General features: G+C 41.8%; 18 protein-coding genes. 11 read left to right on the top strand and 7 right to left on the bottom strand.

Features of this window, described 5'->3' with window-relative positions; translation table 11 throughout:
- Positions 1–113: 113 nt before the first annotated feature.
- On the top strand, positions 114–836 hold the full coding sequence (locus H6G69_RS07405) for a response regulator transcription factor (RefSeq protein WP_190683964.1): 723 nt from the start codon (positions 114–116) through the stop codon (positions 834–836).
- A gap of 82 nt (positions 837–918) precedes the next feature.
- Here H6G69_RS07405 and H6G69_RS07400 read toward each other — a convergent pair whose 3' ends face one another.
- Positions 919–2,259, bottom strand: a complete 1,341-nt coding sequence (locus H6G69_RS07400) for a lipid-A-disaccharide synthase-related protein (protein WP_190683961.1) — start codon at positions 2,257–2,259, stop codon at positions 919–921.
- Between the two features lie 172 nt (positions 2,260–2,431).
- Between H6G69_RS07400 and H6G69_RS07395 the strand changes: the two genes are divergently transcribed.
- On the top strand, positions 2,432–4,486 hold the full coding sequence (locus H6G69_RS07395; RefSeq protein WP_190683957.1) for an outer membrane protein assembly factor: 2,055 nt from the start codon (positions 2,432–2,434) through the stop codon (positions 4,484–4,486).
- Positions 4,487–4,638: 152 nt separating this feature from the next.
- Complete coding sequence (locus tag H6G69_RS07390; protein ID WP_190683953.1) at positions 4,639–6,255, top strand: serine/threonine-protein kinase; 1,617 nt, start codon at positions 4,639–4,641, stop codon at positions 6,253–6,255.
- Between the two features lie 38 nt (positions 6,256–6,293).
- Here the strand turns inward: H6G69_RS07390 and H6G69_RS07385 are convergent, their stop codons facing one another.
- A complete protein-coding gene (locus H6G69_RS07385; protein ID WP_190683950.1) occupies positions 6,294–6,500 on the bottom strand; it encodes a capsule biosynthesis protein in 207 nt (68 codons plus the stop codon).
- Between the two features lie 286 nt (positions 6,501–6,786).
- Between H6G69_RS07385 and modA the strand changes: the two genes are divergently transcribed.
- Positions 6,787–7,605, top strand: coding sequence for a molybdate ABC transporter substrate-binding protein (gene modA, locus H6G69_RS07380; protein ID WP_190683947.1), 819 nt, complete (start codon positions 6,787–6,789; stop codon positions 7,603–7,605).
- Between the two features lie 209 nt (positions 7,606–7,814).
- A complete protein-coding gene (gene modB / locus H6G69_RS07375; RefSeq protein ID WP_190683945.1) occupies positions 7,815–9,626 on the top strand; it encodes a molybdate ABC transporter permease subunit in 1,812 nt (603 codons plus the stop codon).
- 222 nt (positions 9,627–9,848) lie between these two features.
- Here the strand turns inward: modB and H6G69_RS07370 are convergent, their stop codons facing one another.
- Together H6G69_RS07370 and H6G69_RS07365 are read right to left on the bottom strand one after the other, a co-directional pair.
- A complete protein-coding gene (locus tag H6G69_RS07370) occupies positions 9,849–11,639 on the bottom strand; it encodes a ShlB/FhaC/HecB family hemolysin secretion/activation protein (RefSeq protein WP_190683942.1) in 1,791 nt (596 codons plus the stop codon).
- Between the two features lie 115 nt (positions 11,640–11,754).
- Positions 11,755–14,823, bottom strand: a complete 3,069-nt coding sequence (locus H6G69_RS07365; protein WP_190683939.1) for a filamentous hemagglutinin N-terminal domain-containing protein — start codon at positions 14,821–14,823, stop codon at positions 11,755–11,757.
- Positions 14,824–14,959: 136 nt separating this feature from the next.
- Between H6G69_RS07365 and H6G69_RS07360 the strand changes: the two genes are divergently transcribed.
- Entirely contained in the window at positions 14,960–15,481 is a 522-nt protein-coding gene (locus H6G69_RS07360; RefSeq protein WP_242072001.1) for a COP23 domain-containing protein, read from the top strand.
- A 14-nt stretch (positions 15,482–15,495) separates the two neighbouring features.
- On the opposite strand, the gene H6G69_RS07355 is transcribed toward H6G69_RS07360, so the two are convergent.
- The gene (locus H6G69_RS07355; protein WP_190683935.1) at positions 15,496–17,532 is read right to left on the bottom strand and encodes a tetratricopeptide repeat protein; all 2,037 of its coding nucleotides are present in this window, start codon (positions 17,530–17,532) and stop codon (positions 15,496–15,498) included.
- Between the two features lie 993 nt (positions 17,533–18,525).
- Between H6G69_RS07355 and H6G69_RS34340 the strand changes: the two genes are divergently transcribed.
- The 5 genes from H6G69_RS34340 (at position 18,526) to H6G69_RS07335 (ending at position 23,368) form a co-directional block, all read left to right on the top strand.
- Positions 18,526–18,654 carry a hypothetical protein gene (locus H6G69_RS34340; RefSeq protein WP_277883358.1) on the top strand — a complete coding sequence of 43 codons (129 nt, stop codon included), beginning with the start codon at positions 18,526–18,528 and terminating at the stop codon, positions 18,652–18,654.
- 366 nt (positions 18,655–19,020) lie between these two features.
- Complete coding sequence (locus H6G69_RS07350; protein WP_190683932.1) at positions 19,021–19,167, top strand: hypothetical protein; 147 nt, start codon at positions 19,021–19,023, stop codon at positions 19,165–19,167.
- 125 nt (positions 19,168–19,292) lie between these two features.
- Positions 19,293–20,003: an acyltransferase gene (locus H6G69_RS07345; RefSeq protein ID WP_190683929.1), complete on the top strand. Its 711-nt coding sequence runs from the start codon at positions 19,293–19,295 to the stop codon at positions 20,001–20,003.
- Between the two features lie 323 nt (positions 20,004–20,326).
- On the top strand, positions 20,327–20,443 hold the full coding sequence (locus H6G69_RS07340; RefSeq protein ID WP_015114068.1) for a photosystem II reaction center protein I: 117 nt from the start codon (positions 20,327–20,329) through the stop codon (positions 20,441–20,443).
- 336 nt (positions 20,444–20,779) lie between these two features.
- A complete protein-coding gene (locus H6G69_RS07335; RefSeq protein WP_190683926.1) occupies positions 20,780–23,368 on the top strand; it encodes a DUF3769 domain-containing protein in 2,589 nt (862 codons plus the stop codon).
- Here the strand turns inward: H6G69_RS07335 and H6G69_RS07330 are convergent.
- Together H6G69_RS07330 and H6G69_RS07325 are read right to left on the bottom strand one after the other, a co-directional pair.
- Entirely contained in the window at positions 23,334–23,819 is a 486-nt protein-coding gene (locus tag H6G69_RS07330) for a hypothetical protein (protein WP_190683923.1), read from the bottom strand. The two genes, H6G69_RS07335 and H6G69_RS07330, sit on opposite strands and share 35 nt — an antisense overlap.
- Positions 23,820–23,849: 30 nt before the next feature.
- The gene (locus tag H6G69_RS07325) at positions 23,850–25,253 is read right to left on the bottom strand and encodes a serine/threonine-protein kinase (RefSeq protein ID WP_190683920.1); all 1,404 of its coding nucleotides are present in this window, start codon (positions 25,251–25,253) and stop codon (positions 23,850–23,852) included.
- Positions 25,254–25,355: the final 102 nt, after the last annotated feature.

The raw sequence follows: 25,355 nt of genomic DNA, 5'->3' as shown, positions 1-25,355 counted from the left end.
GGTGGATGCAACATTATTGTCATATCATCTATCTTTGGTTTGGTAAATTAAATAAATTAGTTGACAAAAGCGCAGACTTTCAACAGCGCAATCAAAGAAGAGAGAGTTAAGCAATGAACGAAATAAGCATTATTTTAATTGAGGATCATGATTTAACCAGAATGGGTCTGAAAGCAGCATTACAGGCTCACAGTGGTTTGAAAGTAATTGGTGAAGCCGCCAATGCCACTCAAGGGTTGAAACTGTTAGAGACAGCAAAGCCAGATGTAGCGGTGGTAGATATCGGCTTGCCGGATATGGATGGCATTGAACTCACCCGCAAGTTTCGACGCTATCAAGCAGAGTCAGGGCAATCTGCAACCAAAATCCTGATTTTGACAATGGATCATACAGAAGATGCTGTATTAGCTGCTTTCGCCGCAGGTGCAGACTCTTATTACATGAAAGAAACCAGCATCAGCAAGTTAACAGAAGCAATACAAGCAACCTTCGGCGGGAATTCTTGGATTGATCCAGCGATCGCTAATGTAGTATTACGCAAAATGCGCCAAGGTATTCCCGGTGAAGTTGCAGGTAGCGACAAGCCAAAGACCGTAAAAATCGAAGCCTTAGCCACAGAATACGAACAAGTCTTAGAAACCTATCCCCTGACGCAACGGGAATTAGAAATTCTCGAATTAATCGTCGCCGGATGCAGCAATGGCCAAATTGCCGAAAAACTCTACATCACCGTAGGCACAGTCAAAACCCACGTACGCAACATCTTAAACAAACTCTGCGCCGATGACCGTACCCAAGCTGCTGTCCGGGCATTACGTTCTGGATTAGTTGCATGATGATGAAGATTGGAGGCTGAAGACTGTATTTCACAGCAAAACCCCAAGGTCAGTTTGAAATAGACACTTCATATTTCATACTTCATCCTTCATACTTCATACTTTCTAGTAAGCATTCAGCAATGCGTTGTGCAGCACCGGGTTTACCCATACGACGTAAACCATTTTCAGCAATAATTTGTAACCTGTCAGGATGATTTAGCAGCGATCGCATCACCTTCGCTATTTGGTTTGGCTGCTCAATTAAAATCAAAGAGTCTCCGAGAAGGCGGCTTTGGGCCTCGGCAAAAGCCGGATTGTATTGTGGCCCTTGACCAGAAATAGCAATCGCAGGCTTGCCTAAACCCACAAATTGTTCTGTAGCTGTGCCTGCCATTGCGATCGCCACATCTCCTAGGTGTAAACAATCGTTATATGCTTGTTGTGAAAGCAGCAAATATGTGTTTCTTTGCTTGAATATTGCTACATGGTTGTCAGGTAAAGAAATGGGTGATTCTGTATGGAGTTGCCATCCTTGGGCGTGTAGAATTGGGGAAAATTGGGTGATATCGAGACTAGACGCGATCGCACCTAAAAATACGATACTATCTCGCTCGGTAAAATCAGCTAACAACGCAGATACCGCCTGCATAATAACTTGCCAATTTTCGTAAGCCTCTGGTGGCCGAGAACCAGGTAGCAATGTCACCACCAAAGGCCGCCTCAACTCTTGTTTTTGGAAATCAGCCGTATAAAATTGTGGCTTGAGAAAACTAGGTGTCAAACCATCCATCATCGGGTTCCCCACATCAAAGGCAGGAATTGGCCATTGTTGCAGAATTTCTGTCGTCAAACTATCCCGAGGAAACACCGCCCGACAACGGCGACTACCCATCAACCAGCGTTCCCAAGGATGGTAAATGGAACCAGAGAAATTTTCCCAGCGCGCAGATTTTGACTGGCGTGGTAATAATCCCGCTTCATTTCGCACATAGTATTCTGATTTCGCTGTGCCGACGAAAGCATAGTCTGTACCACTAAAAAATGCAAACAACAGTGGTACAATATCCCCCACCGCTAACACCGCCGTATGATTGCCTAATTTTGTTTGGGACTTCACCCAACGCCGCATAGCTTGAATTTGACTAAGAGTCAGTTGTACCAAACCACCACGGACATCTCGCATGAGTTGGCGGTTATCCATATAAATAAACCCACCAGAAGGCATTGCCTGTACCGCACCAATCAGGGGAATACCTAAGTGTTGATAAGCGTGTCCTTCCCCCACCAATGGCAAAGCAAAAATCTCTGGTGGGTTTGATTGTTGCTGGAGTGCTTGCAAAACTCGCACTGCAATCATATCTTCTCCATGTCCGTTACTTAAAACCAGTAACTTTAATTGAGAATTTACTGAGGTTAGAGACGCAGGAGATACATTACTCATAGAAACAAAACATCAAAATTCAGGGTCAACAAAATTAGTAACTCGTAATTAAAATAGCTGTCTGATGGTCTGCTGATTCCCTTACAGAAGTCGGGTATCTGCCTACTTTAAGCTGTCAAAATTAATGCTCGGCAATTACGAATTAGGATTTATAAATTAGTAATTATTTTTTATGCAAATTTCTCAAGCAGCAATTTTAACTTTAGCTACTTTAGCGGCTAGCAACGTCACTCAACAAGCACTAGCCGCACCCACTACCCAAACAAACGACACTAACAAAAATCAAGATTTTGTAGTTCCTGTAATTGAAGAGACACCTACACCTGTAAAGGCTATTGCATCACCTGAAATTGTTGCTTTACCACAATTTTCTCAAAAATCGGCCGTTGTCAAATCAGAGGTAAATAAAAATTCCGTAGTAATTCCCCAGGTGCAACCGCAAAATCCTAACATCAAACTTCCTGTATCACCCCCCAATTCTCTACCAACCAACAATAACCTAGTAGTTACCGCAACAGATATACAAATACTAGGGGCGACTCCTGAATTGCAGGAAGTGATACGCCAAGTCATCAAAACCCAAACTGGTGGAGACACTAGCCAAAACCAATTGCAACAGGATGTCGTAGCCATTTTAAACACTGGTTTATTTACCAGTGCCAACGTCAATAGCCGCAGCACAACAGCCGGATTGAGTGTAGTGTATCAGGTGCAACCTGTAATAGTGCGATCGCTGCAACTTTCCGGCGCAAAGGTACTGACATATCAAGTAGCTTTAGAAAATTTTCAACCCCAATTGAACAAAACCATCAGTCCCGCAGGGCTAAGACAAGCTGTAGCCCAAGTTAACAAATGGTACGCCGACAAAGGTTATAACTTGGGGCGCGTATTATCAATTAAACCCAGCCCTGAGGGGATTCTCAACATTAACGTTGCCGAAGGTTTAGTCAGTGAAATTAAGTTTCGCTTTGTCAACGACGCAGGTAAAACCTTAGATGATAAAGGTAATCCTGTGACTGGGCGTACCAAACCAGATTTTCTCCGCCAGCAAATTCAACTCCAACAAGGGCAAATCTTTCAAGAAAAACTGGTACAGCAAGATATTCAACAGCTATATCGTACAGGCTTATTTCAAAGTGTCAACGTCGCTTTAGAAGGAGATGCTGCCAATTTAAATGTAGTCTACGAACTCAAAGAAAATGGCGCGCGGGCAATTAACTTAGGTGGTAGTTATAATGCCGATCAAGGAATAATTGGCACAGTCAATTATCAAGACCAAAATGTTGGTGGTAAGAACGATATTTTAAATTTAAATGTAGGTTTAAGTTCTCGTGATTTGCAATTTGATGGCAAATTGATTAGTCCTTATCGTCAAAATAATCCTGACCGTCTAGGTTACACCGTCAATGGCTTTCGTCGCCAAGAACTTTCGGAAACCTTTGACGATACTATCAAGTTAGCTAACGGCGATAAAGTCAGAGAAGGTCAAATTGGTGGTAGTGTCAGCTTGCAAAGACCGATTGACGGTTGGGATGCTTCCTTAGGATTGAATTATACCCGAACAACAATCCGCGATCGCCAAGGTAATATTACGCCAAAAGACGCTCAAGGCAATCCCCTCTCTGCCAGTGGTACAGGTATTGATGACCTAACTACCGTATCTTTCAGTGCCGCTAAAGACCAAAGAGATAATCCTCTCAACCCCACCCAAGGTTCCTTACTGAAATTGAGTACCGAACAATCAATCCCCATTGGCCAAGGCAATATTTCTCTCAATCGCATTACAGCCAATTACAGCCAATATGTGCCAGTTAAGGTCTACGACAGCAAGCAACCACAAGTGTTTGCCTTAAACCTCCAAGCAGGTACAGTTATCGGCGATTTACCACCTTATGATGCCTTTAATTTAGGTGGTTCCAACTCGGTGCGCGGTTATGATGGCGGGAAAGTTGGCAGTGGTCGCAGTTACGTTTTAGCTTCCGCAGAATACCGCTTCCCGATTTTGCCGATAGTTGGTGGTGTTTTATTTGCTGACTTCGCTTCAGATTTAGGTTCTGGGAATACTGTATTAGGAGATCCCGCAGGGGTGCGTGATAAACCAGGCTTCGGCTTTGGTTACGGCGCAGGAGTCCGTTTAGATTCACCCTTGGGGTTACTTCGCGCTGACTATGGCATTAACGACCAAGGAGAAAGTAAGGTGCATTTAGGGATAGGTCAGAGATTTTAGAGCAACTGTTTCTTCACTTAATTTTCAAGAGGCATGACCATGACCCTACTGTATTATTAAAAAGATTAAGGCTTAACTTTCATTGGAGGCTGTTCAATTTCGGGATATCCATAATATCCGCTCACTCAGGACTCAGGACGCAAAACTTTACTATGTTAGCAGGCACAATTTTGCAGGGTGGAAAATATACCCTCACCCAAGAAATCGGACGCGGTGGTTTTGGCATTACGTTTAAAGCTACGCATCACTATTTAGGTCACGAAGTAGTGATGAAAACCATTAATGAAAAGCTGCGGCAACACCCAGATTTTGCCAAGTTTGAGCGCCAATTCCAAGATGAAGCCAGAAGGCTAGCTACTTGTATCCATCCCAACATAGTCCGGGTTAGCGACTTTTTTGTGGAAGATGGACTGCCTTATATGGTGATGGAATATATTCCTGGCGAAACTTTGGGTAACGCTTTTATTTTGCCAGCTATACCTTTACCAGAAGCCACAGCCATTCATTATATCCGGCAAATTGGCGCGGCTTTGCAGGTGGTTCACAACAATGGGCTACTACACCGAGATGTCAAACCAGATAATATTATTTTGCGTGAAGGTACGCAAGAAGTCATCTTAATTGACTTTGGCATCGCGCGAGAATTTAATAGCGGTGTGAAACAAACGCACACAGGCATAGTTTCCGAAGGCTATGCACCAATTGAACAGTATTTAACGCAAGCACCGCGCACACCGGCAACAGATGTTTATGGTTTAGCCGCAACTTTGTATGCGTTGTTAACAGGGCAAGTTCCTATGCCAGCCTTGTTACGCGATCGCGAAAAAATGCCTTCACCAAAAGAACTACAACCACACATCAGTGCCGCAGTTAATCAAGCAGTGATGCGGGGTATGGCTGTCGATCCGCGTTTTCGTCCAGCAACAGTAGTAGAGTGGCTGCAACTGCTACCTGGGGGTGTAGGGAATGCCAACCCTCAACCTGTCACCACAAATATGGTAGCCACTATCGATTTATCTTCACAGCAGACCATATTTAAAAGAAAGCCCCAGCGCTCATCGCTATTGCAGCCTGTCACATCTTTTGCCCAGAAAATAGCACACTCTAAAGTATTATTGGGTGTCGGTATTGCCTTAGTGGCGGCGAGTGCGGGTTTTGGCATTACAAGTATATTTTCATCTCCTACGCAGTCCCCCTCATCGAAAAAACCCCTGTTTGAGAACCCCATCACGGAATCGCCGCTAAAACCTAATCCCACAATTTCCGCATCCCCAGTGGCGGAAGAAACTAACACCGCTAAAAATACGCAAACTAACTCTGCATATAATCCAATAAAACGGCGCAAGCGCATTCGTCCTGTACCTACAGCCGAACCTGTAAGTAGTAACAGCAGCGCGGCGTTGGAAAATACAACACCAGCTAAATTAGAAAATTCTCCACCCCAGAATTCCGAACAAGCTGCGGTTTCGCCTAACACTTCTACTTCGCCATCACTGGTAGATAAGTTAAGGGAGTATCGTGCATCGCGCAAAAATTCACCTAAGCGATCGCAAGCCAATCCTACACCGCCTGTGATTATTCCCACACCAGCTAATAAGCGACCAGATTCTATAGTCATCCCCGTAGCACCACCAAACACAGAACCTAAAAGTTCTGATTCTTCTGCTGTGGTTGTACCGACTGTAGAAAATAAGCAAAATTCCTCTGCTGATTTGTCATCGCCAAAGGATGAAAAGACTCCAGAAAAACCACAGTCTAATAGTAATTAAACTCAGAGACGTTGTAATGCAACGTCTCTACTCGTTTTTTAGGGATTTAAAGTTAACACATCATCATCTGGTGATGGAGTCGGCATAGGAATAGCAAACGGAATTCTTGTAGGTTCGGTAGTAGTAGCCGCATTTGATGGTTGCAACTGCCCAAAGCGAATGAAAATACCAATGCCTAAGCCCAGACAAAAACAACAGCTGATAAAACCAAAAGATAGTAATTGCGCCAATTTTTGATTTACCATCATGCACTCCTCACAAGATGGTATTAGTTTACTGCAAGTAAATTGAGAAGGAGGGGATTTATAGCAGAATTCAGGATTCAAGCGGATAAGTTGACTCTTGAACTTCTACCACACTGCGTAAATCTAAGGAATGTAGCAAAGACTACATTATACCAACTTCTCTGGTATTAATCTAGTCACAGCCATTAGCTAAACTATCTCAAGTTTTTTCGAGAAATTTCATATTTAATACCAACTTTTTAAATGCTAAGTTGGTAATATGAACAAATTGTTTGAGAGGCTGTTAATGACTCGTAAACACATTTTGGCTTTTGCTGGTTGGCTATTATGTTCTTGCTTGTTAATTGTTGGTTGTAGTCAAGCAAATACACCTAATTCTGCTGTTGTAAATACTAGTCCAACAGCCCAAACAACAAGTTTAACTATTTCTGCGGCTGCAAGCTTAAAAGATTCATTAGAAGCAATCAAACCAATCTATACTCAAGCAAAACCGAATATTAACTTAGTCTACAACTTTGGTTCCTCAGGAGCTTTGCAGCAACAAATAGAACAAGGTGCAAAAGTTGATGTTTTTATCTCAGCTGCAACCAAACAAATGGATGCGCTGGATAAAAAAGGATTATTAGTTGATGATACACGTAAAAATTTATTAACTAATCAGATGGTGTTAATAGCACCGCAAAATTCTTCAGCCGTCACAGATATCAAAGATTTAACTTCACCTCGTGTGAAAAGAATTGCCATAGGTGAACCTAAAAGTGTACCTGCGGGACAGTACGCCCAACAAATATTAACTTCTTTAAAAATTACTGACCAAATTAAACCTAAAGTAGTCTATGCCAAAGATGTGCGCCAAGCTTTAAATTATGTAGAGTCTGGTAATGCAGAAGCTGGCTTAGTTTACCTTTCTGATGCTAAAAGTAGCTCAAAAGTTAAAGTAGTAACTACTGCTCCTGCAAATACTCACTCTCCAATTGTCTATCCAATTGCAGTGTTAAAAAGTAGTAAAAATGTAGATTATGCAAAGGAATTTGAGCAGTTTTTATCTACTAATGATGCTAAAAATATTTTTGAAAAACAAGGCTTTACTGTCTCTAGAAGTTGAAAAATAGCAAAAATGTTTGACATGTTAAAGAGTAAATATGTCAGTTTAAAAATAATATTAGCCATTGGAAAAAAATTTGATAACGAACCGCAAAGTACGCTAAGTACACAAAGAAAGATACAAAAAAATAATATTCCTAGAGAAAGAGAGATAAATTACTTAATTTAAAAAAGTTAACTAAGAAAAATACACGCTATTGTAAAATTACTATGCCTCAAGATTTATCACCGCTTTGGATATCGCTAAAAACTTCATTATTAGCAACATTTATTACTTTTTTTGTAGGCATTGCTGCTGCCTATTGGATGCTGGGTTATCGTGGCAAAGCAAAATCATTAATTGAAAGTATTTTTGTTGCGCCTTTAATTTTGCCACCAACAGTTGTGGGATTTTTATTGTTACTATTTTTTGGTAAAAATGGCCCGGTTGGTAAATTAATGGAGCCATTTGATTTCACTATTGTTTTTACTTGGTATGGCGCAGCGATCGCGGCTACTGTGGTTTCCTTTCCCTTGATGTATAAAACTGCCTTGGGAGCCTTTGCACAAATCGATCTCAATTTGCTGCGAGTAGCTAGAACCCTGGGTGCAAGTGAATCAACTATATTTTGGCGAATTAGCTTACCTTTGGCTTTACCAGGAATTTTAGCTGCCACTACTTTGGCTTTTGCTCGGGCTTTGGGTGAATTTGGGGCAACATTAATGCTAGCGGGGAATATTCCCGGACAAACTCAAACTATTCCGATGGCAATTTATTTTGCGGTCGAAGCAGGGGCTATGAATGAGGCTTGGTTTTGGGCGATCGCAATTATGATCATTTCTCTGTCGGGAATTATTGCCGTTAATTTCTGGCAAGAAATCAAAGCCAAGCAAGGAGAAAAAATCAGAAAAAGACAAAATAGACAAGCACCACAGCCAAGTTTAATTTCTGCTGTTGCTGTTGCCTCTGCGGAAGTGGGATTATTTGTAGATATTGAAAAAACATTACCCAGTTTTCATTTGCAAGTATCTTTCAGTACCAACGAACAAGCACTAGGCTTATTAGGTGGCTCTGGTGCAGGTAAAAGTATGATTTTGCGTTGTCTGGCGGGAATTGAAACGCCCACAAAAGGGCGGATAGTTTTGAATGGCAGAGTTTTGTTTGACTCAGAAAAAGGTATTAACGTACCTAGCCGCGATCGCCGCATTGGTTTTTTAGTCCAGAACTATGCACTGTTCCCGAATATGACAGTGGCAGAAAATATTGCCTTTGGTTTGCCAAAAGGATTGTCCACAGGCACTATGCGAGTCCAGATAGAAGACCAATTAATCGCTATGCAATTGCAAGGATTAGGCGATCGCTATCCGCACCAACTCTCAGGCGGACAACAACAACGCGTCGCCCTAGCCAGAGCCTTAGCCAGTCAACCAGAAGCTTTACTTTTAGATGAACCTTTTTCGGCATTGGATACCCATCTGCGTAGCCAATTAGAACAGCAGATGACAGACACTTTAGCCGACTATCAAGGCGTGGCTTTATTTGTCACCCACAATATGGAAGAAGCATACCGAATATGTCCAAACTTATTGGTATTAGAACAAGGCCAAGCCGTGCATTATGGGTCTAAATACGATATTTTTGAGCATCCTGCCACTGTCAGTGTGGCCCAGTTAACGGGATGCAAGAATTTCTCGCGCGCTGTAAGTCAAGAAGTGCAACAAATTCAAGCTCTTGATTGGGGCTGTAATTTAGAAGTTCTAGAACCAATTCCCCCAGAATTAACTCATGTAGGGATTCGCGCTCATCAAATTATCTTTTGCGATGATTCATCTGCAGCAAATACCTTTGCTTGCTGGTTGGTCAGAATCAGTGAAACGCCCCACCGGATGACATTATTTTTAAAATTACATAATCCTCCCAATAATCTTCAAGACTATGATTTGCAAGCAGAAGTCTTTAAAGAAAAGTGGGTACAAATGAAAGACAGCGCTTTTCCCTGGTATGTGCGTTTAGATCCGATACGTTTGATGTTGATGGGATGAACGGGGTATAGGGTGTATCTTTCTTGCGCTTTGCGTTTGGAAATATATTTTCTGATTTATTCTTCTTAAAAAGGGAGGCTTTAGACCAATCCTCCGGGGTAATTTGATATGGCAGTCGAGGCATAGATTAGGACTATGTTGATTGCTGAAACTCCTGAGAATACCGAGTTTATACTCAGCACTCATAACTCAGCACTCAGCACTTTGGTATATCGATATCGATCAAAACGCCCGATACTCCAATTGAAAATATAGGCCGTTGTCTTGCCATGTCCGCTTGTTGGTATCAAGATTGACTATAGGAATACCCCAATCTAGCCTTGCTGTTAACCCATCTCCCATTTGCCAAAGCAAACCAAAACCTGAGCCTAATAAAGTATTGGTGGAAGGATTTTCTGTGCCTGTATTCCAAACAGTACCAACATCAATAAAAGGTGTAACCTGTAAAGTTCCTTGGATGTCTGGGAAGTAGGCAATGGGTAATCGCAATTCGGCGGAAGCAAAAATGCCATTATCGCCTAGTAAGGCATCTTGGCGATAACCGCGCACTGTGCCTTGACCACCTAAACTCAACTGTTCGATAGAAAGTAAAGAGTTAGTCGATAACTGCACATTAGAACGCAACAATAAAGTAGGAGCCGTTCTTTTTTCTGTGGCTTGACCAAGGAGGCGTAAATAAATTAGTTGTCCCCGCCAGAGAAAATATCGGCTATCTGGTTCGTTGTTATTAACCGTGGCGTTGAAAGCTCCCACTCCCAGATTAAAGTCAGAACGCACAGCTAAAACTTCTTGGCGGCTGCGCTGTAGCCATTCCTGAGCAAAACTTAACTCCGATATCCTCGTTTCGCCCCGATTATCTGCGCCAGGGAATAAAGGAAAATCTACGCCTTGAATCGAAGATTTACTAACTCGTCTGGCGGCTGTCAAACTTAACGCTAGTTCTTCACTAATTTCTGGTGAGGCTCTTTGTATAATTGGCTGCCTATATGTTAGTTGCAATTCCCGAGAATTTACCCCAATATTTAATTCATTAAACGGAGGTTCAATAATTGTATTGTCCGTCACCTGAAAGTTGAAGCCGACAGTGCCGTTGCGAGGATTGATCGGCAAAGTATAACCGCCCTCAAAACTATTGCTGCCATCGGTATTCTTGTAAGCTAAAGTAAAGCGATCGCCAACACCCAACAAGCTAGCGTCTGAGATGGCGACACTGCGTTCAAAACTGCCGATGCTGGGGTTGCGGTTATTATCAATGCTGAATATAGCATGAAAAGTTCTGGCGGCTTTGAGTGTCACTGTTAAGGAATTCACCCCTGGTCTAGTGCCAGCAGTTAGTTCTGCATCTAAGCTTTCAATTAAAGGATTGATCTGTAGCAGTTGTAAGGCTTCTTGTAAGCGGTTGATATTCAGCGGTTTTGTTGTAGCGATCGCTAAACGACTGCGGACGTAATTTGTATTCAAGCGTCCTTTAATCACATTGACTTGAATATCTTCTAAACCGCCTTCGACAACCTGGATTTTGATGATCCCAGAGCGAAATTCTTGACTGGGTATGTAAGCCCCAGAAGTAATGTAGCCATTTTGAATATAAAGTTCTGTGATTTGATTTGCTGCTTTGAGGAGTTCTGCAAAGGAAATTGGTTTGTTAGTAAAATTAGCGATCGCTGCATTGAGGTTTTTTTGACTAAAAGCTGTATTTCCAACAAATTGAAACTGCTGGACAGTAATTGTCCCAGGAATATCTGCCGCTTCTTCTGGAGTTGGTGGTGGGCTAGGCGGAATTTGGATAGGTGCGTTGGTTGGCGGTAAAGGATTCGGTAGGGGTTGTTCTGTAGGCTTGGGGTTAGTTGGATTTGGATTAATCGGCTGACCCCAAGCTGAGTTTGCACCACCCAACAAGCACAAAAAAACTAACAAACTCAGACAAGGAGATAAAACGTAACCTTGTCTTGGAAAATTTGCCTTAACTTTCACAATCTCCGCGATCGCAATTTTTATATTACGCTCTTGCATTCTCTTAAGCGGCTAGCACAACAAAACATCTAGTACCTTTCAGCATCAATCAAGCACCTATAATAGATTGCTTTTGTGTATTTTCTACTTCATCTTTTATCCTTTTTTTACTAGCTCATTGGCAATTAGCAGCTGCTAATCCCGAGCCATAAGGAGTAGGATTAGGTGTTTGACTGGCAAGCACTACCACACCTTGAGCATTGACATACCAACCACGGGCTGGTGGTGGTAGTTGAGAACTATTCTGTGCTGGAGAAGTAACATTGGCAACCCCAGAACCAAAATCGAGCAAAGCACTACTACTTAGCTGTTCGCTAGGGCGAGGTGGCAATCCACCGCGTCCAGTGATGGTAAATTCGCTTTGATCTTGTCTTCTTGCCGATTTACAAGCTTGGGCTACCACTTGTTCCGGTTTTGCCACTTCTTGAGGTAAATCAAGCACTTCAAAATTATTTTCTGCCTCTGGTGTAATGATGCTGACTTGTCCGGCAATTCCTAATTCAGAAGCAGCACTAATCTGGCAAGTCGGACACAAAAAGAATCCTTTGGTGTTAATCCGGATATTGCCGCCTCTACCCTCGACAGCATCAGCCGTAATCTTGCTATCTTCTAAAATTGCCACAAAATTGGCAGGACTAAAGCCAGTGATGTCAATATTCCCTCCGTTGCCACTGCCACCAGCCGTTGCTGATATTTGACTGTTATGACGCATTAGTAAAGAATTTGTTTGCAGGAAGATGTTACCACCTTCACCGGAGGTTGTCGCAGCAGATATAGTGCCTTGATTATCTAAAAAGATAGAATTGGCAACAACTTGCAAAGTTCCTGCCCTACCAGGGCCTAAACTTTCTACATCCACTTTGGCCCCATCTCGGACAATTAACTTGTCTGTAAATAACCTGATGTCACCAGAAGCACCTGTTGTTCTGAGTTCTGGTAAGTTAGCCCGACCAGCCGCAGCAGATAAACCACCTAATGTGATGCCACTAATAGTGATCCCACTGAGTTCGATGGAATCAGAAGCGTTGACAGTTAAAGTTCCCCCTTGTCCAGAACTCAAAGTTGCTGTTGAAGCATCAGCACCTTCGCGCAAGATCAACTTTTTAGTATTAATGGTTAAGTTACCTGAGCGAGAAGGACTATAACCAGTGGTTCCCAAACCGCTGGGAAATCTCAGGTCTCGTAACACACCGGATATTTCTATTGCTTCACGGGCATTGACCACCACATTTCCGCCTGGGCCTCCCACTTGAATAAGACGAGTGGGCAGGGAAGCACCTGTATTACTAGCAATTACTCCATCTTTGATGAACAGATAGCCTGTATCAATTTTTAAGTCACCACCCCTACCAGTTCCTAGAGTAGTGTTGGTGTAAATCCCAGTTAAAATTGCCGCCTCAGGGGGAGTGCGCCAGATTTGGATGCCGTTGCTGGCTTTAATTTCCACATTACCACCTGCACCACTGCCTAATGCGGCACTGATGATTGTGGCCCCATCTTGCAAGTTCAACTGCTTGGTATCAACGCTAATCTTGCCACCTGTGCCGCTACTGCCTAAGCTATTTCCGGCTTGAATGGCCGCAGCATTTAAATCTATCAACTCAGAGGCCCGAATATTCAAGTCGCCGCCTTTTCCTTGCAAAAATGCGGGACTAAAAATCACGCCGCCGTTCCGCATAATTAAGGAGGCAGTTTCCAGATTCAAGTTACCAGAAGCACCGCCGCCTATACCCTCAGTTCCCAGAAAAATCCCAGTTCCCCGATCAGTGGGTTTGAGTGTTCCTAAGATGGCTCCTATGGGAAAAGTCTGTTGAAATTCTACAAAGCCTGTGCCTGTAATATCGACTGTGTTGGTGGCACGGATATTCACATTGCTGGCACTACCACTGCCAAAAGCCGTGGAAGAGATGAAGGCGCGATCGCCGATAATCAAATCACCAGTGGCAATATTTAAATTACCACCTACCCCCGCGCCAAAAGCCCCTGCTGTGATATTACTAAAGCGACTGGGATTAACCGCTGAAAATCCCGATACTTGTAAATAATCAGCTGCTTGAATGTCTATGTTGCCACCGGGAGCCGACGTATGAGTAGCAGTAGATATCGCCGCGCCATCCTGCACTATTAAGCGGGGAGTTGTCACGTTAATATCGCCACTTTTGCCGCTACCAATAGTTTCAGTAAAGATATTGCTGGAAATTAGTCCGTCAGCGGTGGTTCCTGACAAAACTAAAGATTCAGAAGCATTGACGTTAACTCCACCTGCGGTTTCTGTTCCTTTGGTTTGAATCAAAGCCATTGAGCCATCGCCGATGGAGATATTGCGCCCTTGTAACTGAATGGAACCACTACCTAAGCCACTGGTATCTGCTAAGGCTTTTTGCGATAGAGCAATATCTTGAAAGCTGGTGACTCCTTGATAACCTAAATTCCAACCTTGAGGGCTAGGATTTAAACTGACAAAACCGCCATCTACACTACCTAAATCAATATGTCCACCTTCGGCTGTTAGTGTTCCACCTTCTAGGTTAATCCCGCCTCCTACCAAGGCGAGGGTATTTCCCGGTTGCACTTTTAGTCCTGTGGTAGTGCCTCTGGTAAATGGTGGAAATATCGGACTTTGTAGACTAATATTATGCCCTTGCCCCTGCACGTTAATTGGCTGGGGATTTGTCCCAAATTGCAAGCCAATTGGCACACTAATCGTGAGTCCAGGGGGGTTGGTGGTGTCAGTAGTAAATTCTCCGCCATCTTCAAACTTGAGGCTGTTAGCGGTAGTAGCTAAAAAGGAACCACTGATATTGAGTTGAGCGTTAGCACCAAATGTAATTCCACTAGGATTAATTAGAATCAAATTGGCGCCGTAGTTTTCTCGGATTAAGCCATCAATAGTGGAAACATTACCACCTGTTACCCGACTAATAATATTAGTAATGTTACTTAAATTACTAATGTTGTTAAAAAAAGCTTCGCCACCCGTGGGGACAGAAAATTCTCGAAAACTATGAAACAGATTACTGCCGACTGCTGTTCCTCCAGTAATTTCAAAGTTGTTGCCAGAGGAAATAACGTTGGTGTTGACTGTATTATCCGCAGCAATTTGGGCTTGGGCAGGCAACCCGGCAACTAAGCAGCAAATACTGACACTACTGGAGATGAAATTTTGATGAAAAAATTGTTTCATTTTGAACAGGGAATCATGAATTCCACTGAAAAATTACTTGACGTTTTATCTTGATTTAAGTAAATTCAAGTAGAAAATAATAATATTGAGTCTATATTCAAGCGTAAATATTGGTCAAGAATAGGAGTGAAGTAATATGAAGAAATTGCAGTCTTTGGCAAATCTGGGAATGGGGTCAATAGTCGCTTTGGGTGCTGTTGCCACATTCTCTACACCCAGTCAAGCTAACAATCGTGTGCAAGTTACTTGTCAAGCTAATACCAATACGCCAAAGGTAATTGTGACTTTGAACAAAGAAGGCACTGTCAAAGACTATCCGATTTTGAATCTCCTGCCAAAATATTTCTCTAGCACAAACGCATTGCAAACCTGTGAAAATGCCGCGAAAGGTTTGCAGGCTATCTATAATGCAGATAGTTCAATGTATTTGACAAGCGATAAGTTAAACAATCAATCTGTTGTGTGTGCGGTAGAGCGTAGAGGTATTGGCTGCAATCATTACAGCGCTCAATTTTTATTTAGTTTCCCATCCACCAGCAATCCATCCCAAGCTTTATATGAGATGTTAGGGAAAGATTTTAAGCAAGCACAAAGCTCTAATGTCAGAACTGTGAGCCGTACATACACAGATACTAGACCTTGGTTTTGGCCGTTTTAATGTTCATAACTGTATTATTTGGAGCAAGCTGTTACTGCACGTACAGCGGCAGCATAATCGGGTTTGAATTTTAAAGCTTGGTTAAAGGCGGCGATTGCTTTATCGTGTTGGCGAAATTCGCAAAGGCTTAACCCCAAATAATACCAAGACTCGGCTTTTTGGGCATTAGTTAGTTGATGATGGTCTAGGAGATAATAGAATTGTGCGATCGCTTGATCGTCTCGCTTTAAATTTTGTAAGGCGATGCCTTTTCCTCTGAGGGCTACATAATATTTGGGATTATATTTTAATGCCTGCTCAAAAGCGTTCAAGGCGTTCTCATAGTCTGTTTTTTGCAATAACACCTTAGCTTGATAGCTATAAGCAATGGCTAACTCTTTTGCATTAGCATCTTGTGGTTCCTGCTGCCAAATTTTGGTTAATAAATTAATTGCTTGATTCACCGAAACTAAAGCTTTGTCTGATTGCTGCATTGCTAGTAGGGCTTCGGTTTTATTAATCCAAAATGCTGGATCTTCTGAGTTGAGAATGATGGCTTGGTCATAAGCCGCGATCGCCGCGTTATATTGTTTGAGATTATAGAGAGCTTCACCTTGGCAATTCCACGCGTAAACGGCGCGGGGATTAATCAAAGTAGCTGTCTTACAAGATTCCAGCATTTGGTCGTAATCTCTCAGCCGCGCTAAGGCGTAGCCACGGTTAGTCCAAGATTGGTAGTAGTTGCTATCAATTTTGACAATGTTATCGTACTTGGCGATCGCTTGCTGATATTGTCCTTCATGCAATAACGCATTCCCACTTTTAAAAATTGTTTCAATTTGTAACCACTTAAACACACTAAACCCTAAAACCATCAAGCCAGAACCACAAATCATCAAAGCAGCTATAGCCAATAACGCCAGCAATCGTTTGCTCACTGTAGACTCTGCTGGAGCCATTGTTTTGCTGACATTAATCGTAGTAGCTGACGAAATAGGATCGTAGATTGCTGTTTGGGCCAACGAGGGATGCAGCATTTTCTCTAATTCCACTTTTACCCAGTTGCGATCAAAAACTGATTGGTAAATGCGGTTGCCGAGTTTTAGCTTGTCTTTTTGTTGTTTGACTAATCCTAAATGTAGTAATTCTACTTGTTCTGGACTATTATCAATCGAGAGTTCGCCCTGTTCCCAAATTTGTTGATATACTTCCAACAAAAACAACGGATCGCATTCCTGATTGTGAATAATCTTTGATTGCAACTTTTGTAAATGTTCTGCTGCGGCTTGTGTTTCCCAATTGTCAATCAAGTTGCTTTGTATTAACTGTTTTACAGTTTCAGCTTCAGCACCTGTGGAAAGAAATGACTCTGACTCTGCCAATAATTGACAAAGCTTTTGCGTCAACATCGGTTGTCCATCTGTCCACAAGATAATTTCTCTGAGTAAATCTTTTGGAGATTCGGCTTTTGTATCTAAGGCAAATAATTTAAATATTTTGACAGCACTACGGCTCAATAGTTTGAACTCAGAAGATTCTGGTTGTGCCAAATTCATCTCTAAACTTGGTTGTTGAACTTGGTTTGCGGTTTTCAAATCATTTTGTTGTGGAGCTACCATTGCCAAATGTAATTGTTCTTCTGTCTGTGTCACACTTTCATAGGTTGGAGCCTCTGTATGTCGCCAGATATGATTTGGCCATTGGGTTACTGGTGCAAGATGCTCCAAAAAAAATTGAATTGTACTAGGTTTTAACCATCCTTTCTGCACAGCTAATTCCCCAAAACGAAGATTTTGCTGTGTTTGCTCAGTAAGGATTGCCTTAATTTGGTATTTGTTTAACAACCCAGCTTCTTCTAAATACTTACCTAAAGGTTGTTTGGATTCTTCCTCTAGGAGCATCGGCCACTGCTGCGAGAAAAAATCAGCCGTTTCTTGCTTTAACCATCCATGTAAAGCGAGAATTTCACCCAGCCGCATTCCCGCAACTTGTGTCTGCTCTTGAAGAGCTATTTCTACCTGTTCTGAGGAAACGAGGTCAGCCTGTTGTAATAATTTACCAAGCGGCTTCATAAAGCTCACATATATTAAACTATCAAAGTAGTAAAATAAAGAAATTTTTATTTGATGTTAATTAATAATTTTAGCATTCACGTAAAAATTTTGACTATTCTCCTCAATGATTAATAGTATGCTTCTGCAACAGATAACCTAGAGATTGGCAATCTCCGGATACATCTAAACTACCGTAGTTTTCAAATATTTTAACAGTAGAGTCTTACCAACGCCGTAGCTCCTCAAACTAGGATGATGCATATATTTTGCCTGACAGGTAGTAAATTGTGCCAGATACTTAAATCATCAGATTATGAATTATGTAGCAGTCAGTCTAGTAATTATGTATAATCTAAAAGCTGGCTTTGAGCAAAAATTGTGGATTCATTGTAGCAATTTGACATAATTTCTCAACTAAAGAGGGAAGATAGAAAACAATTAAGAGAAAGGGTACTGAGTTTTTTTTAACTAAACTAGTAATTTTATATATTGATAAATTAAATAATATTTCAGCAAATCAAATCTAAAAAATTAATTATCATACTTAACTTATATTAGTAATTTTTTGAAAAAATATAGTAAGCCGCTTTGATTACTGAACATAACTTATGTAGGTAGGGAAAAGGGAACAAAGAATAGAAAACAAGAAACTAGAGGGATACTAATTTTTGCCAAAAATTTAGTACATCCATAGCAATTTTTTTCCTACTCCCCATTTCCCATTCCCTACTCCCTACTTACACAACTAGATTCAGAAATCAAACCGGATTCCTATATTACTTATTAAAAGTAACTTGGTTAATGATGCCTCAAGGTATCAATTTATTCATAAATCATGAATAATTGTATTAATCGTTACTTTTTGCCTTGAATCAAGATTTGCTCAAACCTCTAACTTGAGAGTGAGCCATTAAAAATAAAATGTGTTATTCTGAGAGGCAACTATTATGAAAAGCCACTCATTTCAATGAAATCGTGACATTGTTAATTTGGAAATCATCGGCGTGCAACATGAGCAGAGCAGCATACTCTAAAAATTTATTGCAAGAAATTCGTCATTGCAGTCGGGGAAGCGCCTACTTGTTTGCACCGATGGTAAATTTTAATGTGATGGCTGAAGTTGGTGACACTCCACCTTAACAAGATTTAATTTTGGTAAAAATACCAAGCAAGATTCAACTAACATTCAATTTTGATTGAGTGCTGAATTGCCCTTCAGTATTTGGCATAAATCAATGCAAATTAGTGTTGTTGAACGGAATTAAAAAATAGGGTAACTAATAAACAACAAATAATCATAGATAGACAACAGCTTGAGTAAAAACGTAATTTCTAGCTTGTCAAATTCTGTTGTTTTTATATCCCAATTTTCCAAATTCATAGTTGGAGATTGAATTCTGCAATTAACTTCAAATTCAGCAAATATGAGGCGTAATTATAGCTTTTTCTAGATGAGTTGCCAGAGAAATTATCTGGTGCGATCGCATCAAAATCAAGAGATTGCAGATGTCATCCAATCCAGCTAGTTTGGCACGTTCTTATATTGACAGAACCCGCCAACAGCCTCAGACAATCTTCAGCTCAATCAACAAATTGAGCAAATCAAAATCAATGGCACTACCACAGGATTTACGTACCCAAGTTTGTCACTGAGGGTTGGAAGATTTTGGCAGCCTTAACCCTATTTCATCTGACTACGTAAACCCTAAATTCAGCAGACCCATAAAAATATTCAAAACTAGCCAACCTAACCTAATTTATCTAAGGTATATCGAGTCATGAATAATCAGCTACATAGCACTAAATTACAGCGATTTCAAGAATTGTTGCTGACTACATTATTAGGAGATATCCCCACAATCGCTCTTGGCCCGAAACTACGCAATTTGGTATATCGTCAGATTTTTGCTCAATTAGGTAGTTCAGTTTATATCCAAAATGGCGTGGAATTTCTCGGCACTGCGAGTATTGAAGTCGGTAAGAGAGTATATATCTTTAAAGGTGTACGTATAGATGCTCAAGGACACCCCAACAATAAAGTTTATTTAGCCAATAGCGTAGCGATTGAGCGCAATGTTGATATAGGTTGTTTAGCAGATACTTCCATCTATATCGATGAAGAAACTTTTATCGGCCCTGGTGTTTGTATCGAAGGGCCAGGAAACATCAAAATTGGCAAGCGTTGTATGATTGCCGCCAATTCAGGTATCTATGCCAACAATCATAATTTTGCCAATTCCGTTGAACCGATTAAATACCAAGGGGTGACTCGTCAAGGAATTGTGATTGAAGATGATTGTTGGCTAGGACATGGAGTCACAGTATTAGATGGTGTAACAATTGGCGAAGGTAGCGTGATTGGTGCAGGCGCAGTGGTGAATAAAAATATCCCGCCATTTTCTGTAGCTGTAGGCGTACCTGCACGAGTAATTAAAAGTCGCATTCATCAGAAGTTGTGGGAAAAAGGTGTAGGGGTATCGGGAAAGTAATTTTGCTGTTGGTTGAAAAAGCAATATTTTTGTTTGGGGAATTGGGAAACCTCTTTCATGAGTTAACGTCACAAGATTAGCCATTTAAGCAATCATCGAACGTCAACAACCAAATTGTTTGCAGCATCTACCATCAAATAAACCAAAGCATGAGATAATATCAAAACTTGTGCCATACTCTATGGAGTAGTCATCACGTAGCTCTCCACTCTCAATAGAGTACGCTCAAAACGAGACAATATCTGGGTAAGATAAAGTAGCTATCTTTTCTGCATGGCAGATACTTAGAGGAGCTTTTTCTCACCCCCTTAGGAGATATTTCTATGCTGACTTTAAAAATCGCTGTTTATATTGTTGTTGCCTTCTTTGTAACTATCTTTGTCTTCGGATTCTTGTCGAATGACCCTGCTCGTAACCCTGGCCGCCGGGATTTAGAGTAAGAAACCAGACAAACTATCCGCGACTGCCAGAAGGTGGAAATTACCAAAAGTCACGGACACTTGCTTGCAACCCTACAACTGAATGGCAGTTGCGACAACAGGGAAAATCCGCAGCCAGTGGCTATTACGGAGTTTCCCTTTGTGTTGAATACCCAGTAGGGAGTTAACCTCCAGGCTGCAAAGTGGAGGAAATTTAGCAAAGCAATTTCTTTGGCAATTTGATTTCCTCCTTTTAGCGGCTTGCTGCGTGTAGGCAAAGAGCAAAAGTCGGAAGACTTAGATAGTTCATCTTTCCGGCTAACAGTTAGCTATTTGTTAGGTTAATCTTGCCCAGATATGCTTCATCCAGTTCTGCCGCCTGCACCACCTCCTATTGTTGAACCTGCAAAACCTGTAAATTCCCTAACATCGGCTAGCGATAGTAATACCCTGGCATTAATAGAGCCTGTTAATCCTCAACAACAGCCAAAGCAGCTAGCTCAAACGCCGCAAAGCCCAAGTTTGGCAGAAGCCAACAATTCACCAGTCATTAATTCTTCTTCCCCGCCGGAGTCTGAACAATTAGAAACTCACAACATCCCCACTCCTCATCCGCCAGAAACCATACCAGCCGGACTACCTGCATTTAGTAATGCCAAGAGCGCGGCAAATTTAGGACAACCCTTAAGTGTTGGATATTCTCTCCAGTCGCCAGATAGTAATGATGTAACGCCTAAGGCTACTGTCTCCTCACCAGTCAATCATCAAGAAATTGCTCAACCTAGTGCAGCTATTCCCCAATTTCCCTCTCATGGGGAAGTTGTGGCAGAAATAACTCAGCCAGAACTGCAAACTCCCACACCTGCACCGCCAGCGCAACCAAAAAGCCTGAATCTCTCAGGTACATTTAATGATAGTGTGGCGAGCGATCGCCCAGTCCAAAATATTATTGAGTTTAAGTCTCGCCATCTCACCAGTGAATCGGCTACCCCAAGTAGTATAGAATTCAAAGCACCAAGCCAAGCAACACCAACACCGCCGGCGACGACAACTCCCCAACAGCCATCTTCGGTTACACCCACCACACCAGTAGTCCGCGAGCGAATTGTGGAAGTTGTCTCTGATAGACAAGAGTATGACGAACAGCGACGAATTGTCACAGCGCAAGGCAATGTTGTAGTGCGATTTGATGGGGCTGTGGTGGATGCCGATAGGCTCCAAGTCAATCTAGCCAACTTGATTGCTGTAGGAGAAGGCAACGTCGCCTTAACCAGAGGCGATCAACTCTTACGCGGTCAACGCTTCACTTATAATTTTCTCCAAGATAGTGGTGTATTAGAAAACGGTAGGGGAGAAATTTATATCCCTACATCTTCCACAGATTTGGGCTTTTTACCTACAGATATTACAGCTGGTGGTGTACCGCAACGACCACCAAGCGATCGCATTCGCGCCAATCAACCATTAACAGGGGTAAATAGTCCTGGTGGAATTAATGTTAACCTTGGTGGTCGAGAAGCGAGTAATTTGCCAGCATCAACAACTGGTGGAGAAGTGAAGCGGCTGAGATTTGAAGCTAGACACATCGATTTTTATCCGCGCGGTTGGCAAGCTAGGGATGTGCGAATTACCAATGACCCGTTTTCGCCACCAGAATTAGAGTTAAGGGCAGATAAGGTGACATTGACGCGTCAAGCCCCTTTAATAGACCGGATTACAACTCAAAGGCAACGTTTAGTTTTTGACCAAAGTTTTACTTTACCGATACCATTAGATAACCGAACTATTGACCGTCGAGAACAGGAAGTCACTCCAGCAATTGTTTCTCCTGGCTTTGATGGCAATGACAGGGGAGGTTTATATTTAGAACGTGCCTTTACACCGATCAATACAGAACAAGCACGCTGGATAATTACACCGCAATTTTTCGTTCAAAAAGCGGTGCAGGGAGGAAGCGATGACATTGGCGGTTTATTTGGTGTAAGAACCAGAGCCAATGCCGTTTTCGGCCCAAAAACTACGCTACGTGCCTCAGGAGAACTAACCAGCTTTAATTTAGACAAAGTTGAAGATAATTTGCGGGCGAGTGTGCGCTTGCAACAAGCATTAGGCGATCGCAATCCGCATCTTTTAAACTTGGAGTATAGCTACCGCGACAGATTATATAACGGTACTCTCGGCTTTCAAACTGTGCAGAGTAGTTTGGGAGCGGTGATTACTTCTCCCATTGTGCCTTTAGGAAAAAGTGGCGTTAACCTAACTTATCAAACCGGCGCACAATATATCAACGCCAATACTGACCGCCAAGATTTACTCGAACCAGTCAGAGATAACGATCGCATTTCTCTTGGTCGTTTGCAAGCGAGTGCCGCCCTTAGCACTGGCATACCTCTATGGCGCGGCAAACCTTTAGCAGCTACACCCACCGAAGGATTACGTTACACTGCTAATCCTGTTGTGCCTTACGTCACCGCAGTCGCAGGTGTGACAGCAACTAGTAGTTATTACACCAGTGGTGATACCCAAAACACCATCATCGGCACTATTGGCTTAGTAGGACAAATCGGACATTTTTCTCGTCCTTTTTTAGATTACACAGCCTTTAATGTTAGTTATTCTCAAGGTTTAAATAGTGGATTATCACCTTTTTTGTTTGACCGCTCGGTTGATAATAGAGTATTAAGTGCTGGAATTACTCAACAAATTTATGGGCCATTTCGCTTAGGTTTTCAAACTTCAGTTAACCTAGATACAGGCAAAGAAAGCAGCACCGACTACATTTTAGAATATAGCCGCCGCACCTATGGAATTACCCTGCGATACAACCCTGTTTTAGAATTAGGCGGCTTTAGCATTCGCATTAGTGATTTTAATTGGTCTGGCGGTACAGATCCATTTTCTAGTAACCAAGTTAAACCAGTTGTTGGTGGTGTGCGTCGGGAGTAATCAACTCATACCACAAAACATTTTTGCCAGAAACTCTCACTGGGCAATGGCAAATCGCGCGCCACTGAGGGAGTCGGGGAACCCGCCCAACGCAGTTAAGATACAAGGTTGGGTGTAGCGATAGCGTAACCCAACAAAGCCATGAAAATGTTGGGTTCCGTTCCTCCACCCAACCTACACCAGTCCAAGCTGTTGCCTGAACTGAACTGTATTGACCTAAGGTGGGTTGGAAAGCTTTGATTTTGTCTGAGTTAAGAGAATAGTAGGTTGGGTGTAGCGATAGCGTAACCCAACAAAGCCATGAAAATGTTGGGTTCCGTTCCTCCACCCAACCTACACCAGTCCAAGCTGTTGCCTGAACTGAACTGTATTGACCTAAGGTGGGTTGGAAAGCTTTGATTTTGTCTGAGTCCACGCAGGTGGACTTTGCTTGTGTAGTAGCGAATTTCATTCGCCCACTTAGCTATGATTAGCCTATCTTTTATTCAATTACAAATGATTGAATCATTTTTTCTGCTAAGGGCAAAAACTGATCATAATCTTCTATTTTGGCAGTGTAAGTAATAATATAAGCGTTATCATTATATAAAGTCCAAACTTGTAGACTCTTTAGCTTATTGCCATCATTTGTGCCTGTAAAGACGAGTTGATTGGCACGTTTATTAGCTAGTGTGGTTTCGCCGGAACTTTCTATTTGGGCATTATCGACTGTATTTTTTACTTCTTGAATAAATAAGTTTTTCGATTCATTTAAAGTGCTATTAAGTGGTTCGATGCGAATAGTTAAAATTTCTGAAAAATTATCAGTCTCACTTTGTTTTGGTGATAAAAATGTCACTAAATCTTGAGTCACAGCATTGGGTGTTTCTTCCATTGCCCAATTGTCAGGGTATTTAATTTTTACGCCGTGAGCTATATATTCAATAAAATTAAGTGAATTGTTTTTAATTTGCCATAAAAATATTAAACCAGCAGCAATCACCGCTGTAACTCCCAAGCCGAGAAAAAATTTTTGCGGTAATGAATTTTTGAGTTTAGTTAATGGTGCTTTCTGTAGCATCTCTAATGCTTGCAAGACTGACTCGGCATTGGGATAACGCTGACGGAAATCATAGCGCACCATTTTATCTAAAACTTTGGCAAACTGTGGGCTAACTTTGACTTTTTCCCGCCAATCAATTTCACCACTCACAGGATTTTTCGGAACAGAATGAGTACCAGCGGCAGGATTTATCCCGGTTAAAGCTTGGATAGCAATAATTCCGGCTGCATAGATATCGCTACTGAAGTGAGGATTGCTATTAGCTTGTTCGCTAGGCATATAACCAGGAGTACCAATAGCTACAGTAAAACTTGTTTGTCCTTCAACATTAGTGACTTGGGTACTAATTTGTTTAACAGCACCAAAATCGATTAAAACTATTTTGCCATCTGATTCTCGACGGCGAATATTTTCTGGTTTCAAGTCACGATGAATGACATGATTTTGATGAACAAATGCTAAAACAATCAGAATCTCTTTTAATAGTTGAATAACTGCTGTTTCTGTTAATTTTGCACTGACAGGAGGTAATTCTGCATTCAAATCGTGACCAGGAATAAATTCTTGTACTAAATAAAATTCTGCATTCTCGGCAAAGTGAGCTAATAATTGCGGGATTTGGTCATGTTTCCCTAACATTTCTAAAGTAGCTGCTTCTAGATCAAAAAAACGTTTGGCAGCATTGAGGGTGTAGGGATCGTTAGCCAGTGGTTTAAATTGTTTAACCACACACTTGGGATTTCCTGGACGTTGCATATCTTGTGCGATAAAAGTTGTGCCAAACCCGCCTCTTCCCAACTGAGTGAGAATTTGGTAGCGTCCCCCGACTGTTTGACCCAGCATGAAGTTTCCCCTTAATTTTTGAATTACTCACCCATTGATTTGTTAATCTTGATTTTTGCACACAATAAAGTGGTAAGTGCTGAGTGGTATATTTCTGTTCTA

The organism is Nostoc sp. FACHB-110 (assembly GCF_014697425.1).
Taxonomy (GTDB): Bacteria; Cyanobacteriota; Cyanobacteriia; order Cyanobacteriales; family Nostocaceae; genus Nostoc_B.
Note: the sequence above shows the minus strand (reverse complement) of the source record. Positions and strands in the feature narration are given on the sequence as shown.